Annotated in this window: 13 protein-coding genes; 6 read left to right on the top strand and 7 right to left on the bottom strand. The window is 69.2% G+C overall.

All coding sequences use genetic code 11. From position 1 onward, the window contains the following. Positions 1 to 281: 281 nt before the first annotated feature. A complete protein-coding gene (locus D0C15_RS27465; protein ID WP_116051017.1) occupies positions 282 to 875 on the bottom strand; it encodes a GNAT family N-acetyltransferase in 594 nt (197 codons plus the stop codon). A 157-nt stretch (positions 876 to 1,032) separates the two neighbouring features. Between D0C15_RS27465 and D0C15_RS27460 the strand changes: the two genes are divergently transcribed. Both D0C15_RS27460 and D0C15_RS27455 read left to right on the top strand, forming a co-directional pair. After that, complete coding sequence (locus D0C15_RS27460) at positions 1,033 to 1,530, top strand: phosphoribosyltransferase (RefSeq protein ID WP_116051016.1); 498 nt, start codon at positions 1,033 to 1,035, stop codon at positions 1,528 to 1,530. Continuing rightward, positions 1,527 to 2,288: a Fic family protein gene (locus tag D0C15_RS27455; protein ID WP_116051015.1), complete on the top strand. Its 762-nt coding sequence runs from the start codon at positions 1,527 to 1,529 to the stop codon at positions 2,286 to 2,288. The genes D0C15_RS27460 and D0C15_RS27455 overlap by 4 nt, the downstream gene beginning before the upstream one ends. 15 nt (positions 2,289 to 2,303) lie before the next feature. Here D0C15_RS27455 and D0C15_RS27450 read toward each other — a convergent pair whose 3' ends face one another. From D0C15_RS27450 to D0C15_RS27425, 6 genes are all read right to left on the bottom strand, one after another. Continuing rightward, positions 2,304 to 3,233, bottom strand: a complete 930-nt coding sequence (locus D0C15_RS27450) for an N-acetylmuramic acid 6-phosphate etherase (protein WP_116051022.1) — start codon at positions 3,231 to 3,233, stop codon at positions 2,304 to 2,306. Positions 3,234 to 3,346: 113 nt separating this feature from the next. After that, positions 3,347 to 4,357, bottom strand: coding sequence for a MurR/RpiR family transcriptional regulator (locus D0C15_RS27445; protein ID WP_162830274.1), 1,011 nt, complete (start codon positions 4,355 to 4,357; stop codon positions 3,347 to 3,349). Between the two features lie 177 nt (positions 4,358 to 4,534). Further along, complete coding sequence (locus tag D0C15_RS27440) at positions 4,535 to 6,280, bottom strand: serine hydrolase (RefSeq protein WP_116051014.1); 1,746 nt, start codon at positions 6,278 to 6,280, stop codon at positions 4,535 to 4,537. 15 nt (positions 6,281 to 6,295) lie between these two features. Then, positions 6,296 to 7,558, bottom strand: coding sequence for an exo-beta-N-acetylmuramidase NamZ family protein (locus tag D0C15_RS27435; protein ID WP_116051013.1), 1,263 nt, complete (start codon positions 7,556 to 7,558; stop codon positions 6,296 to 6,298). A gap of 46 nt (positions 7,559 to 7,604) precedes the next feature. Then, positions 7,605 to 9,464 (bottom strand): glycoside hydrolase family 3 protein, encoded by a 1,860-nt coding sequence (locus D0C15_RS27430; protein WP_245976304.1) that lies wholly within the window; start codon positions 9,462 to 9,464, stop codon positions 7,605 to 7,607. A gap of 703 nt (positions 9,465 to 10,167) precedes the next feature. Further along, positions 10,168 to 11,034 (bottom strand): HAD family hydrolase, encoded by an 867-nt coding sequence (locus D0C15_RS27425; RefSeq protein WP_116051012.1) that lies wholly within the window; start codon positions 11,032 to 11,034, stop codon positions 10,168 to 10,170. A gap of 512 nt (positions 11,035 to 11,546) precedes the next feature. Between D0C15_RS27425 and ssd the strand changes: the two genes are divergently transcribed. From ssd to D0C15_RS35230, 4 genes are read left to right on the top strand one after another with little or no spacing between them, the layout of a single operon-like run. Next, a complete protein-coding gene (gene ssd, locus D0C15_RS27420; RefSeq protein ID WP_342768608.1) occupies positions 11,547 to 12,626 on the top strand; it encodes a septum site-determining protein Ssd in 1,080 nt (359 codons plus the stop codon). Beyond that, a complete protein-coding gene (locus D0C15_RS27415) occupies positions 12,623 to 13,792 on the top strand; it encodes a TadA family conjugal transfer-associated ATPase (protein ID WP_116051010.1) in 1,170 nt (389 codons plus the stop codon). The genes ssd and D0C15_RS27415 overlap by 4 nt, the downstream gene beginning before the upstream one ends. Beyond that, positions 13,786 to 14,616 carry a type II secretion system F family protein gene (locus tag D0C15_RS27410; RefSeq protein WP_162830273.1) on the top strand — a complete coding sequence of 277 codons (831 nt, stop codon included), beginning with the start codon at positions 13,786 to 13,788 and terminating at the stop codon, positions 14,614 to 14,616. The genes D0C15_RS27415 and D0C15_RS27410 overlap by 7 nt, the downstream gene beginning before the upstream one ends. Next, the gene (locus D0C15_RS35230; RefSeq protein ID WP_245976302.1) at positions 14,613 to 15,242 is read left to right on the top strand and encodes a type II secretion system F family protein; all 630 of its coding nucleotides are present in this window, start codon (positions 14,613 to 14,615) and stop codon (positions 15,240 to 15,242) included. The genes D0C15_RS27410 and D0C15_RS35230 overlap by 4 nt, the downstream gene beginning before the upstream one ends. Positions 15,243 to 15,244 lie beyond the last annotated feature (2 nt).

Raw genomic sequence — 15,244 nt, 5'->3', positions numbered from 1 at the left:
CGCTCCCACGACAACCGCCCAGCCTGCTCCGCCCAAAACCCCTCACGATCCACCCCAGCCCGCTCATACCACTCCCCAGACACATTCGCCCCCGCAACGAACTCAGCAGAGGGCGCAAAAGAACGGGTTTCGGTCGACAGGTTGTCCAGAGCCGGGGACTGCTCGGTCATGGTGCTTGGCCTCCTGAAGTCGTGGGTCCACGGATGATGCCCGGGGCACGATAGCGACGTTAGTACGCCACGAAGGAGGTTGCAGCCGCGTTGCGCGCGGGATTTCCGACTTCAGTGATGCCGGTTCAGCCTCGATGTGAGCCGGTCACGTACATCCGGCCATTCGGTGATCGTCACGGCGTAGACCACCGTATCGCGGAGGCTGCCGTCCTTGCGGACGCGATGTGCTCGCAGCACACCCTCGCGGACGGCGCCGAGCCGCTCGATGGCTCGCTGTGATCTCCCGTTCTCGATGTCGGTCTCCCATCCGACGCGGACCGCACCCAACTCGTCGAAGGCGTGGCACAGCAACAGCAGCTTCGCCTCGGTGTTCAGGCCGGTGCGCTGCCACTCGGCGCCGATCCAGGTGGAGCCGATCAGCAGGTTCCGGTCCCGGGGGTTCAGCTGGTAGTAGGAGGTCGTTCCCGCCACCTTGCCGGTCACGGTGTCGATCTGCGCCCACGCCTTGCGGCCCGGTTGCGCGAGAATCGACTCGACCTGTCTGCGCGTCCCGGGAACATCCACCGGTTGATGCTGGCTCAACCAGGTCCATACCCGCGGATCGCGTCCGGCGGCGTGCAGTCCCTCGGTGTGGCGGTCGTTCAGCGGTTCGAGGCGCACGTGGTTTCCGGAGAGGACGGGGTGACGGTCCCAGGGTGTGCTCACGAGGACCCACGGTAGAAGCGAAGAGTGGACCTGCCAAAGGTCCACTGATGGACTGACCTGACAGGCCACTCGCGGTGAAGGCCGCGGCTCATATGCTCATACGCCAGCGGTACCCCGGCTCGCGGCGATCGTGGGGCGGAATGGAAAGGTGCGGTCGATGACGGCGGAGCGCGAAGAACTGACCTGGGAGCTGTTCGGCACGGCGAGCAGGGAACTGGCACAGCAGGTCGCCGACGACGGGTTCGAGCCCGATCTGGTGCTGTCCATCGCCAGGGGCGGGCTGTTCGTGGCCGGAGCGCTCGGTTACGCGCTGGATGTGAAGAACCTGCATGTCATGAACGTGGAGTTCTACACCGGGGTGGACCAGCGGCTGGACCTTCCGGTCATGCTGCCGCCGGTGCCCAACGCGGTGGACCTGACCGGATCGACCGTGCTGGTGGCCGACGACGTTGCGGACACCGGGGCCACGCTCAAGCTGGTGCGCGATTTCTGCGCTGACCACGTCGCCGACGTGCGTTGCGCGGTGGTCTACGAGAAGCCGACCTCGGCGGTGTCGTGTGAGTACGTGTGGCGCCGGACCGACAGGTGGATCAACTTCCCGTGGTCCACCCAACCGCCTGTTGTCGCCCGGGAAGGGCAGGTACTGGACGCATGAGCGCGAACGAGAACGGCAGTCACGGCGCGGGTGACCCATTACAGCCGCTGCTGGCACTGGAGGGCGTCGCGGAGGCGGCGAAGGCTGCGCAGGACGCGGTGTTCGCCGTGCACTGGATGGGCGCCAACCTGCGTGGCGGCTCGGCGACGGCCGCGGAGGCATCCGTGCGCGCGGCGCGGGCCTCGGCGGGTATCGACGGCGCCGACCCGGAGATCCCGGCTGAGGGCGCGGTGAGCGATCCCGTCCTCGCGGGGGCGCTGCGGGTCGCCGAGGCGACGGAGTCGATGCTGCCCACCTGGCGCAGGGCCCCGCTGCAGGCACTTGCCAAGATCCACGTACTGGCCGCGGCGGACCTGGTCGCCGATCCCGACCAGCTGGGCAGGCCACGCTCCGAGCCAGGGGTCGCCCACCGGCTCGAGCTGCTCGCTCAGCTGACCACGGGTAAGACGGCAGTGCCCGGTCCAATTCTGACCGCCGTCGTCCACGGTGAACTGCTGACCCTGCGCGCATTCGGTTCCGCGGACGGCGTGCTCGCCAGGGCCGCGGCCCGGCTGACGATGATCGCGACCGGGCTGGACCCGAAGGCGCTCACCGTGCCGGAGGTCGCCTGCTTCCGCAGGGACCGCAAGTACCGCGCGGCCGCGGAGGCGTTCGCGACCGGCGAGCCCGACGGTGTCCGTGAGTGGTTGCTCTTCTGCTGTGAAAGCTTCGAAGCGGGTGCGCGCGAAGCCAAGAGCATCTCGGACGCCGCGGGCTGAGGACGGGTGACGCGGTCAGCCCGCGTGGACGCGGACCGAGTCCAGCGCCGCGCGCACGTGGCCGTCGTTGGCCTCCAGCGCCCGTGCAGCCACAGCGGTGTCTACATCGGACAGTAACTGCACGAGGGCGGTCTTGAGGTCGCCCTCGGCCTCGCTGAGCGCGTCGGCGCAGACCTGAGCGCTCATGCCGGTCGCCTCGCGCAGGATGCGCAGGGTGCGTCCCCGCAGCTTGGCGTTGGTGGCACGCATGCTGACCATCAGATTGGAGTAGGTCCGGCCGAGCTTGATCATGGTCGCGGTGGAGAAGGCCGTCAGGATGATCTTCTGCGCCGTGCCTGCCTTCATCCTGGTCGAACCCGCAATGGCCTCGGGGCCGGTGTCGACGGCGATCAGCACATCCAGTTCGGCGGGGCGTATGGCGTTCGGGTTGCCGGACACCAGCCCGGTTCCTGCGCCCTTACGCTTGGCGGCCTGCAGCGCACCGAGCACGAACGGAGTCCTGCCCGAGGCGGTGAGACCGAGTACGAAGTCCCCGGGCGCCACCGAGGTCGCGACCTCGGCCGCGCCCGCCTTGGCGTCGTCCTCTGCGTTCTCCACCGCCTGCCGCAGCGCGCGCTCGCCACCGGCGTGATGGGCGACGAACCAGTCCGGGGGCACATTGAACGTGGGAACGAGTTCGGCCGCGTCCAGTGTGGCCAGCCGGCCAGAGGTACCCGCGCCCACGTAGTGCACCCGGTGCCCGCCGCGCAGTGCCTCGGTGGCCAGGTCGACGGCTTCGGCGATCTGCGGCAGTACGGCCTGCACCGCTTCGGGAACGCGGCGGTCCTCGGCGTTTATCGCCGCGAGAATCCCGGACGTCGTCATCTTGTCGATGTCGGTCGTCCTGGGATTGCGCTGTTCCGTGGGGGAGTCGACGTGCACCACCTGGCGCGGCACGGTCATGATGCGCCTCACAGTTCTCATCGGCGTCGAGACGGCATGCGATGTCCCGGCGCGTGCATCACCCCCGGCGGCGTGGTTGCCGTCGAGGTCCAGCGGTCTCCGCCGCGAGCTATCGGTCACTTCCCGGTTTCCCGTGGGCGTCGCCTGCCGTCGGGACGGACGCCCAGCCGGTGCGCCCCCACAGCGTCCCGGGTCGCGTCCAGGGCGTTGACAGCCGCATCCATGTGCTGCTGCGCGACCCCGATGAACAGGCAGTCGATGACGGTCAGCTGGGCGATCCTGCTCGCCGTCGCACCGGAGCGGAACGTGGTCTCCCTGGCCGCCGTGGTGATCACATGGTCGGCGACCTCGGTGATGGGCGAGCGGGGGAAGTTCGTCAGTGCGACGGTGACCGCACCGTGCTCCCTGGCTACTCGCAGGGCCTCCACCGTGTCGGTGGTGGCGCCGGTGTGTGAAATTCCCACGGCGACATCGCCGGGGCTGAGGACCGCGGCCGAGGTCAGCATGATGTGCGTGTCTGACCAGGCGAAGCTGATCCGGCCGATCCGGTGCAGTTTCTGCTGCAGGTCGGCCGCGACGAAGGCACTCGCACCGACGCCGTAGACGTCCACCCGGCCCGCGCCCGCCAGCGCCTCGATCACCTGCTGCAGCGACGGGATGTCGAGCTGGTCGGCGGTCTCCTCGACGGCTCGCGCATCGGCGTAGCTGACCTTGCTCACGACCGAGGCCAGGTCGTCGTCGGTGGCGATCTCTCCACCGAAGCTGCGGGAGGATCGCGCTTCCGAGCGGGCAGTGTCGGCGGCGAGCGAGATCCGCAGCTGCGGATACCCGCCGACCCCGATCGCCTTGCAGAACCGGGTGACCGTGGTCTCGCTGGTGTTCGCGGCCAGCGCGACCTCAGTGATGCTGCGCCGCGCGACCGAGGAGGGATCCTCGAGTACGACCTTGGCCACTCGCTGCTCCGCCCGGGCGAGGCCGGGGAGCAGGGAGCGGATCCGGACCAGCGGCGAGGAGTCGGCCTCACGAGCGGACGCCTCGGCGGCTTCGGTGCCCTCGTCCGGGCTCACCGAAGTCGTCTCGTCCGCTGCTTCCGCGTCCATCGCCGGAAATTTACTAACTGTAGGCATTTGCGACAAGGTTACCCACGCCTTTCGGGTAGATCGCAACCCGACCGTGTTCCCACGTCGTAGTAGCGGCTTGCTGGTTGTTCAGAAAGTCGCTAACCAGGTTGCTGCCGTTAACCACTCGCCGCTAACGACTCTGCAACTTATCGACCCTCCCGCAAGGGATGCCGGTAGCGCTGTTCACGAAGTCAGTGACCAACCGTGCGCGACGAGTGAGCTGGGGTCGCGTTCGCCGTCGACGAGCGTGCCGTGGCGGTCGGCCACACTCACAGCATCCACGTATACGCCACGCCCCGTGTATCTCGTGTCAGTCCTGTAATGCCAGCGGAGCGAGAATTGCTCCATTTGGGGGAGTTGGGCCCTGACTGTCCACCACTGTCTGTGCCCAGTCCCGGACAGCCTGTCGACCTCACCATTCGGCGCACCGGGACCGGTCGCGCGCAGCGGGACAGACTCCCACGCGCCGTCGTTCGCGCTGATCTCCAGCGTGAGCGGATCCGTCGTCTCGGAGTCCACAAAGGCGTTGAAGCTGATCCGCACAGGACTACGAGAGGCGAGCGTCCCGGTGCTCAGCGTCGCCGAGCCGGCATCGCCGATGGCGGAGAACCACGCCTGCTCGCCTCGGGCTGGCCGGACCCGCATCGCCCTGGCGAGGGCGGTGGCCCATGCCTGGCGCGCAGGGTTCACCGATCCCCAGTTCCGGGATGGATGCACACGGTTGGTGAGCAGTACGGCAACCGACCGGGAGCCGGGATCGATGACCAGGCTGGTACCGGTGTATCCCGTATGGCCCGCCGTACGGGGTGAGGTCAGCGCGCCCATGTACCAGATCTGGTCGAGTTCGAACCCGAGTCCGTGTGCGTCGCCGGGGAACTCCCCGTTGTAGTCGGTCAGCATCGAGCGCACGGTGTGCGGTCGCAGGATCCGCTGCCCGGCGTAACTGCCACCATTGAGGATTGTCTGCCCGAGTACGGCGAGATCGTCTGCCGTGGAGAACACACCTGCGTGCCCCGCGACTCCGCCGAGGGACCAGGCGTTCTCGTCGTGCACCTGGCCGCGCACCATTCCGCGGTCCGGGTTGCCCTGGAATTCTGTCGCCGCGATCCGGTCGAGTTTGGCCGGAGGCGGGTTGTACCCGGTGTCGGTCATGCCGAGCGGTTCGGTGATCCGCTCGGCCACCACCGTGTCCAGCGTGTCCCCGGTGAGGCGTTCGACCAGCACGCCGAGGGTGATCAGGTTGAGGTCGGAGTACCGGTAGGTGCTGCCCGGCTCGGCCACCGGGGCGACGTCCATCACCGCCGCGATCCGGGCAGCCTTGTCCGGCCAGTCCCGCCACAGCGGCAGGAAGGGTTCGAGACCAGAGGTGTGGGTGAGCAACTGCTCCACGGTGATCCCGGCCTTGCCGTTCACCCCGAACTCCGGCAGGTACCGCGCCACCGGCGCGTCCACGTCCACCTCCGCCCGCTCGACCAGTTGCATTACCGCGATCGAGGTGAAGAGTTTGGAGATGGAGGCGAGGTCGAAGATGGTGTCCTCGCGCATCGGTACCTGCTCGGCGGGCGGGAGTTCGGTTCCGGCCCCGTCGGAGTACCGCACGGCCGAGCCGGTACTGAACTGCTCGACCACCTTTCCGTCGTGGACCTGCAGCCCCACCGCCCCGGCGAACAGGGGATGCCCGCTCGCGGGATCCGGCAGGGTCCATTCGGTGAGTCGCTGTTCGGCGGCGCGGATGGGGGCGGGGTCGAGGCCCGCGTCCTCCGGTGAGGCCGGACGCAGCACGGTGTTCGCCGGGGCGAAGCCGTGCTGTGGCCGGTCGAACCGGCCGCCCGCGTCGCTGTCGTGATCGGTGGTGGCCAACGCGTCCGCACCCGCTCCCGCCATGGTCAGCGCCGCGATCGAGAACAGCGCCAGAATCCTTGCCCGCATACCGCCCCCTGAGTCTTACCGGTAGAGCAGGTGCTTGCGGCGCCTGCTGGTGAACTCGGCGAGCTCGTCCCGCCACGAACCGACGATCTCGTCCACACCCGCACCGGCGTCGACCATCGTCCGCAACCGGGTCGATCCGCTGAGCTTGTCGATGAAGTTGTCCGGGCGCCAGGCGAACACGTCCGGGTGCAACCGGCGCGCGGTGACGATCATCGCCACGGCAGTGTGGATGGCGTCGAAGGCCGCGGGGTCGGTAACCGTGAGCTGGACGCCGCCGCAGGTCTTTCCGGCGAACTTTCCGAAGGTGGGCACGTAGTAGTTCTCGCGGAAGTCCACTCCGGACAGTCCGAGGCCGGTCAGTTCCTCCCGCCAGCGCCAGTCGATCCCCGGCGCGCCGATGGTCTCGAACGGGCGAGTCGTGCCCCTGCCCTCCGAGAGCACCGTGCCCTCGAACAAGCAGGTGCCCGGGTAGACCAGCGCGGTGTCCGGGGTCGGCATGTTCGGGCTCGGCGGAACCCAGTACAGCCCGGTGTCTGCGAAGACGGTGTCCCTTCGCCAGTGCCGGAGCCGCACGATCTCGAGCTGATCGCCGAGACTTCCGCCGTCGGCGGGGAGGAACTCGGCATCGAAGTACCGAGCCAGCTCCCCAACGGTCATGCCGTGCTGCTGCACGATCGGCTTTCGGCCAACACCCGAAGCGAACGCGGGATCCAGCATCGGGCCCGCCGCCGCGCCGCCCACCGGGTTCGGCCGGTCCAGCACCACGAACGAAGCCCCGGTACGGGAAGCGGCGACCATTCCCGTGTACATCGACCAGATGTAGGTATAGAACCGCGCACCGACGTCGGCGATGTCGAACACCAGGGTGTCCACCCCGGCCTTGGTCAGCATGCCGGCGAGTTTGTCGGCGCTGATGCCGTAGGCGTCGTACACCGGGATTCCCGTGCGCGGGTCCGTGTAGTCACCCTCCGATCCACCTGCCTGTGCACTGCCCCGGAAGCCGTGCTCCGGCCCGAAGGCGGCCACGGGGCGGACGCCCGCGGCGACCAGCGAGTCGACGATGTGCTCGCCGCCGTGCAGCACCCCGGTCGGGTTGGACAGGACGCCGACGGAACGGCCGGCCAGCGCGCGCCAGCCTCGCGCGGCGAGCAGGTCGGCGCCGGTTGCGACGCGTCGCCCGCCGTGTTCGTCAGCTGTCGCGGAGACCTGTGAGCCCGCGGCCAGCGCGGGTGTCGCCAGTGCGCCTGCCGCGAGGAAATGCCTTCTGTTCAGTGCCATCCGTGCCCCGTCCCTACGCTCGAAGTATGCGTGGCCTGCAGCGGTCTCACCAGGTCAGGCCGTGGCCGAAGGGATAGAGGACAGTGCCGGGCCCCGTGCCGGACGGAATGTCCACCGGCAGCTTTCCCTGCGGCGCGATCTCGCCGAGGAGCACCTTCGCCAGTGCCGACATGGTGACCGCGCGCCAGTCATAGGTGGCGATCCAGGTGGGGGCATCGACGTAGCCGGGGTCGTACGGCTCCTGCACGGCGACCGCGACGACCGGTTTCCCGGTGGCCAGCAGTTCGTTCAGCAGGTCCCGCTGCGCGCCGCTCGACCGCAGGTTGTTCGTCAGCACCACGACCAGATCCGACTCACCTGCCCGCTGCACGGCGTTCTCGATGGCAGCGGCGTCCGGACTGCCTCCTGTGGACAGTGCGGTGGCCGATGGCCCGATGGCCGCCGCGAGTGCCTCGACCGGTTCGGCGGGGTAGCCAGGATAGGTGGGCCGGTTCCAGCCGGTCACCAGCACGTTGCCGGGGTTCTCGCGCACCGGCAGTACCGCGTCGTCGTTGCGCAGGACCGTGGTGGTCCGGTCGGTGATCCGCTGAATCGTGGCGAGATTCTCCTGCGTTCCGACCTGCCGGTCCACGTTCCGCTCGTTGACCATCGGCTTGGCCAGGATGCCGCGCTTCCACTTGAGTTCGAGGATCCGCCGCACGCTCTCGTCGATCCGCTGTTCGGACAGCCTCCCGGAGCGCACGGCCTGCAGCACGCCGTCGATCGCGACGCCGAGGTCCGGTGGCATCAGCATCTGGTCCACGCCTGCTTCGAGTGCCCGCACCGGGATCTCGGCGTCGGAGTACATCTCCCGAACGCCTGCCATCTGCAGCGAGTCGGTCACCACCACGCCTTCGTAACCGAGTTCCTCGCGCAACAGCCCGGTGATGATCGGCTTGGACAGCGTCGCCGGATCGCCGGAGGGATCGAGGCTGGGCACGGTGATGTGCGCGGTCATGATCGAGTCCGCCCCCGCCTCGATGGCCGCCTGGAACGGCGGCAGGTCGGTCGCGCGCCACTCCTGCTCGCTGCGATCGATCACCGGCAGGCCCGTGTGGCTGTCGGTGGCCGCGTCGCCGTGGCCCGGGAAGTGCTTGGCCGCGGTGGAGACGGTCCTCGTGCGTGCGCCGGCGTTCTCGTAGCCGTCGACCTGTGCGGCGACCAGCCTGCCCGCCAGCTCCGGATCGGCGGAGAAGGACCGGGAGCCGATGATCGGGTTGAGTGGGTTGGAGTTGACGTCGGCGTCGGGGGCGAAGTTCTGCGCGATCCCCATCGCGCGCAACTCGCCGCCGCTGATCGCGGCGGCCGTACGGGCATCCTCCGCGCTGCGGCCCGCGCCGAGCGCCATCGCACTCGGGTACTCCGTCGCCTGGTCGGCGATCCTGGTGACCCGGCCACCTTCCTGGTCCACCGAAACGATCAGTGGCAGGTGCGCACCACTGCGCAGTGCGGCCAGCTGGAGCCCGTTGGACAGGCGGGCGACCTGCCTCGGTGTGTCGATGTTGTCCGTGCCGGAGTGGTTGAAGTAGATGACCCCGCCGACCTGGTACTTCGCGACGACCTCTGCGGGGGTGTCCACGCCGTACTTGGTCTGGTTGCCCTGGTGGGTCTCGTCGGCGGACTGCCCCCATACGTCCGCGACGAACAGCTGGCCGACCTTCTGTTCCAGCGTGAGTTCGCGCAGGACGTGCCCTGCCCACTGTTGTGCCTTCGCTTCCACATTCGCCGCGCCGGGCTGCCGCTCGCTCATGGCTGCGGCCGGACCGTTGCCTGCGACGGCACCGAGGGCGAGCACACCCGCGAGTGAGACGGCGAGTGCATGGGGCCTCCGGCGCGGGGATCGGATCGGGGCATGGCGGGTCGTCACGACGGCCTCCCTGTCTGGCCGCGGCCGTGAGGCATGCGGCGATGATCGAGACGACTCGAAATATTCTCACGTGAATCGTCTGTTATCGGGAAGCTACTGACGTACCTGTGTCCGGTCAACGGCTCACTGTGCCGTTCGGGCTAATCAGGCTGGATAACGGATTCGTCTCGCCCGTCCGGATCGCAGCTGTCCGGATTGGAGCGGTCCTGATCGGAGTGGTCCTGATCGGAGGAACCCCCACATAACGCTGGCGGCGCCCGTCGACATTGCTGTCGACGGGCGCCGCCTGCTCGCGCGGACCGCTCGGGTTACCAAGCGTGCAACGTAAGTCGTACCTACCTGGACTCGGCGTCCGGCGTCCCGGTACGCAGTCCCTTGACGACAAGCCTCCCGCGGCGTGCTGCGCGTGGGTGCCCGGTGTCCGCGCACGGAGATTTGTCGGGGTGGACCAGACTTCTCCTCTGTCTGCTCCCTGGCCGATCAAACGTCCGCACCTACTTTCTACCCAGTGATGGCCGTCACTTCAAGAGGGTGGACGGGTGCACCGGTACAGACGCTCGTTGTGGGTGACCGATGAACGCCATGGGTCACCGGTTTCGCGCTCGTCGCAACGAAAAGCGCCCGTTCCTACCGCCGTGTGGGTGGCGCGCTCCGCCGGTGCTCACACCCAGGGCGAGCAGGTCCTGTTCGTGGTGCGGCGAACTCACTCCGGACGGCCGCGCTTCGCCCGCCGGGAGAGCCCGAACCAGGTCGCCCCGGCGGCCGCGACGGCGCCGACACCGAAGCCGACGGCCATCGCGGTCGCGGAAGGAGTCGGAATCCGGCTGCGTAGTGACACGGGGTTGGAGAACGTGAGCACGGGCCAGTCGCGTTCGGTTGCCAGCCTGCGCAGCGTCCGGTCCGGATTGACGGCGTGCGGCCTGCCCACCGCCTCGAGTAGTGGGATGTCGGTGCTCGAATCGGTGTAGGCGTGGCAGGCCGAGAGGTCGTAGCCGTGCTTCGCGGCGAGGTCTCGCGCCGCTTCCGCCTTCTGTTCGCCGTAGCAGTAGAAGTCGACTTCGCCGGAGTACCGGCCGTCCACGATGTGCATTCGGGTGGCCACACTGCGGGTCGCGCCGAGCATCTCCGAGATCGGCGTGACCACCTCCTCGCCCGTCGCCGACAGCACGATCACGTCGTGGCCTTCGGCCTTGTGCTGGGTGATGAGTTCCGCGGCCTCGGCGTAGACGAGCGGGTCGACCACGTCGTGCAACGTCTCGTTGACCACCGAGCGCACCTGCGCGACGTCCCAGCCGGCGCACAGGGCGGAGATCTGCGCCCGCATCCGTTCGGTCTTGTCCGCGTCGGCACCGGCCAGCGAGAACACGAGTTGCGCGTAGGCGCTCTTCAGCGCGGCCCTCCGGTTGATCAGGCCCTGCCGGAGCAGTGGCTTGCTGAAGGCCAGCGCGCTCGACGACGCGATGATCGTCTTGTCGAGATCGAAGAACGCCGCGACTCGGGGGCTGATCACTCCTTCAGACGGTTTCGGGTCCTGGCCTGCGTTCGTCGGTGCGCTGCTCGGTTCTGCCACCTCTCCACAATAGGAGCGGCGGGAGGTGACAGATTTCCGCCCGCGTTCCGGTGGGAGGCTGGCCGTCACTCGCGACCTTGCCCTGGCCAGGTAATCACCCTGTGTCGTCACCGGGGGAAAATTCAGTACAACGAGCGACAGCCGGTCGGTTTAGCCGTTACCGAATTGTGGGTATCGGTCCAACGCCCATCGCCGCGTGCATCGAGTTACAGTTGAGGGGTCCGATGTCAATCGGACTGGTTCAGTCCGACCCCCCGGGGCTGAACCCCGGCGACCCCCGCTCCTCCCCCCTGGCGGGGGTCGCCCCTTTTCTTCTCCCCACTGACCGGCCCTGGCCTGGATTTCCCCAGGTTTGTCCACAGGTGCCGAGTTATCCACAGGCCGACCAACTGTGTCTTGTTCAGGTCTGCGCCTTGCCGCAACGGTGGAAGCACGGCCGGACGAACGGCCCGTCGATTTCAGGGCCGAGGTCACGGCCGAGGCCAGAGCGCGGGGCAAGGGGGAGACACGTGATGGACGACCGACCACTCGTACTGGTCAACGACGAAGTTCTGCTGGACGAGGTCCTCCGGCTCGCGGCCGCTGTCGGCTGTGATGTCGAACGAGTCCCGGACGCGGTGGCCGCTGAAGCAAGGTGGGCCGAGGCGCCCCTGGTGATCGTGGACGAGGACGTACTCGCCGCGTGCGAGCCGCCGCCGCGCCGGGAGAGCGTCGTGCTGGTGTGCAAATCGGCGTTGCCGGCGGAGTCCTGGCGGATCGCCTTCGAGGCCGGCGTCAGCAAGGTGATCGCGCTGCCCGACTCCGAGAGTGTGCTCATCTCCGTACTCGCCGACGTGGCCGAGGGGCCGCGGGGAGGTGCGGGCCGGGTGCTTGCGGTGCTCGGTGGCTGTGGAGGGGCGGGAGCGTCGGTGTTCGCCGCCGCCACGGGCCTCGCCGTATGTCGTGCAGGCACGGACGCGTTGCTGGTGGATTGCGATCCACTTGGCGGGGGTGCGGATCTGGTGCTCGGGGTGGAACGTGCCGACGGGCTGCGCTGGCCTGGTCTGCGGGTGACCTCCGGCCGGGTCGCCATGGCCGATCTCGTTGCCGCCCTGCCCGCGCGCAGGCAGGGCGGCGGCAGGTTGTCCGTGCTGTCGTGTGACCGGCAGAGTGAAGGGCCGGCAGCGGAGGCGGTCACCGCGGTTCTCGACGCGGCCCGGCGGGCCGGCGGCACGGTGATCTGCGACGTCCCGCGACATCTTGGCGCTGGAGCGGCCGCCGCGGTGGCCCAGGCGGACCTCGTTGCCGTGGTCCTGCCCGCCGAGGTGCGGGCCTGCGCCGCGGCAGCGGGGGTCATCCGGCTGCTCGGACGGCATGCCGGTCGGGCATGCGTCGTCGTGCGGGGCCCCGGGCCTGACGGTCTCGGCGGTCCGGACATGGCCAGAACGCTCGGTGTGCCGCTGGCAGCGGAATTTCGTTCGGAGCGGGGGCTGCCGCGCACCGTCGAGCGGGGCGCGTTCTCCGGAGGAGCACGCGGTTCGCTGGCGGAGGCGGCGCGGGACGTGTTGCAGGCGCTGTCCGCTGCTTGTGCCGAATCGGCCGGTTCGCGATGACTGCCGAACTGCTCGAGCGGGTTCGGCGGCGGCTCGCGGGCACGACAGGCCCGCACGATCCCGCCGCCGTGGCGAAGGCGATCAGGGCCGAGGCAGGCGGGGTCGCCGGGCACGCCGAAGTGCTGGAGACACTGCGCCTCGTTCGTCACGAGATCGCGGGAGTGGGCCCGCTCGAGCCGCTACTCGCCGATCCGGAGGTCACCGACGTCCTGGTGACCGCGCCAGACCAGGTCTGGATCGACGGAAGGGACGGTCTTCGGCGCACCGATCTCGATTTCCCGGACGAGGAGTCGGTCCGGCGACTCGCCCAGCGCCTCGCGCTCGCCGCTGGGCGCCGGCTCGACGACGCCCAGCCCTTCGTCGACGGATGGCTCCCGGACGCGGGACCGCACGGTCCGGTCCGGTTGCACGCGGTGCTGCCGCCGATCGCCACCGCCGGGACGTGTATCGCCCTGCGCGTGCTGCGGCCCGCCGCGCACGACCTGCCAGCCCTCGCTGAACTGCAAACCTTCGACGGCACCGGCCTCGCCGCCGTCGAGTCGATCGTGGCGGCGCGCCTCGCGTTCGTGGTCACGGGCGCGACCGGTTCCGGAAAGAGCACGCTGCTGGCGGCCATGCTCGGCAGGGTCGATCCGGGCGAACGAATCGTCTGCGTGGAGGACGCGGGTGAGTTGCGGCCCCGGCACCCGCAGTTCGTCCGCCTCGTCGCTCGTCCGCCGAACGTGGAGGGGGTGGGCGAGGTGACCCTTCGCGAGCTCGTGCGACAGGCCCTCCGGATGCGTCCGGATCGGTTGGTGCTCGGCGAGGTGCGCGGGCGTGAGGTCTGTGAGTTGCTGACCGCGCTCAACACCGGCCACGACGGGGGCGCTGGCACGCTGCACGCCAATTCGGCGGAAGAAGTTCCCGCCAGACTCGAGGCGCTCGCCGCCCTGGGTGGTCTGTCCCGGTCCGCGCTGCACAGCCAGCTGGCCTCGGCGATCCAGATCGTGCTGCATATGCGCAGGGAACCCGGGCACCGCAGAAAGCTCGCCGGTATCGGTGTACTGCGCAGGCAGCAGACGCGGGGGGTGGAGGTCTGCGATGTGTGGCGATCCGGTCGATGGACCGAGCACAAGGGGTTGTTCGCGGAGCTGCTGGAACGACGTTCGACGCCGTCACCATGTTGAGCTGGATGGCGCTCGCCGGTGGCCTCGCCCTGTTGTGCTGGCCGGCAAGGAGTCGCCCCGTCGACCGCCTGCTGCCGCTACTACCGGAAACGCCCGCACCAGCCGCGCCGTCCTGGCCGCGTTCCCGGTCGCTGATGCCACTGGGTCTGTGCGCGCTGGCTCTGGTCATGATGCCCGTAGCCGGGCCGGGGCCGGTCGTCGCGGCCGCGTTACTGACACTTGCCGTACGGCTGCACCGCAGGGCACGTAAGCGGGGGCAGCTACAGCTGCGCGCGGTCGCCGCACTCGCCGAGGCCGTCCGGGCCCTTGTGGCCGGGCTGCGGGCGGGTGCCGGTCCTGCCGAGGTCGCCGAGTCCGTGGCCGAGTCCGTGGCCGAGAACGCGGACCCGGATGCCCGGCGGGTACTCAGGGAACTCGCCGCGACCGAACGGCTCGGCGTCTCACCTGAGTTCGTTCCATTGCCCGGCGCCCCGGACCCGGTGCGAGGGCAGGCGGTACGCAGGCTTCGTCGTGCCTGGTCGCTGGCGCAGCGGCACGGCCTTCCGCTTGCCGAGGTGCTCGACTCCGTCCGCCGCGACCTCGACGCCACCGCCCGGTTCGCCGGGCAGACGAACGCACGAATGGCCGGTGCGCGGGCCAGTGCGCTGGTTCTCGCGGTGCTGCCGCTGTTCGGCCTACTGCTTGGAGAGGCGATGGGCGCGCAGCCGACGCGCTTCCTTCTCGGTACGGCGGCGGGCCAGGTTCTGTCGGTGGTTGGTGCCGCGCTGATCCTGTCCGGCGTGGCCTGGACAGCGCGACTGACCCGGCAGGTAGTGGTCTCGTGAACATCACCCCGGCTGTACTCGGTCTGCTGTCCTGTGCGGTGCTCACGGCGCCTGCCCCTGCACTTGCCGGAGCCAGGTTGCGCGGGTTGTTGCCGCCGGCGTCCGGTGACGCTGCCGCGCCACCGGTCGCGCAGCGGTTTCGTCGTCGCCTCGCCGGGTTTTCGTTTCCGGGAAGGGAGAAAGCGGAACCCCTGCGGCTGGCCGCTGCCTGGGACCTGATGGCCGCCTGCCTACGCACTGGGTTACCGGTCCCGATGGCGATTCGCACCGTTGCCGATGACCTTCCCGAAGCAGCTTCGGCTTCCCTCGGTGCCACCGCCAATCTGCTCGCACTCGGTGCTGAACCGGCAGCGGCCTGGGCTCCCTCGCTGGCCTGTCCACAGACGGCGGAGCTGGCGAGGGCCGCGTACCGCACCGCTCGTTCGGGTGCGGCGCTCGCCGAAACGGCGACTGCTGTCGCCGATCGGATCCGTGCCGGAAGCGGTGACCGAGCCGAGGCGAAGGCGCAGCGTGCGGCCGTGCTCGTCACCGGCCCGCTCGGGCTCTGCTTCCTGCCCGCCTTTCTCTGCCTCGGGGTGATTCCGGTGGTGGCCGGCCTGGCCGGTCAGCTCACCGTTCTGCCCTGAGA

The organism is Amycolatopsis palatopharyngis, from assembly GCF_003385185.1.
Taxonomy (GTDB): domain Bacteria; phylum Actinomycetota; class Actinomycetes; order Mycobacteriales; family Pseudonocardiaceae; genus Amycolatopsis; species Amycolatopsis palatopharyngis.
This window is presented reverse-complemented; position numbering and strand designations above follow the sequence as displayed.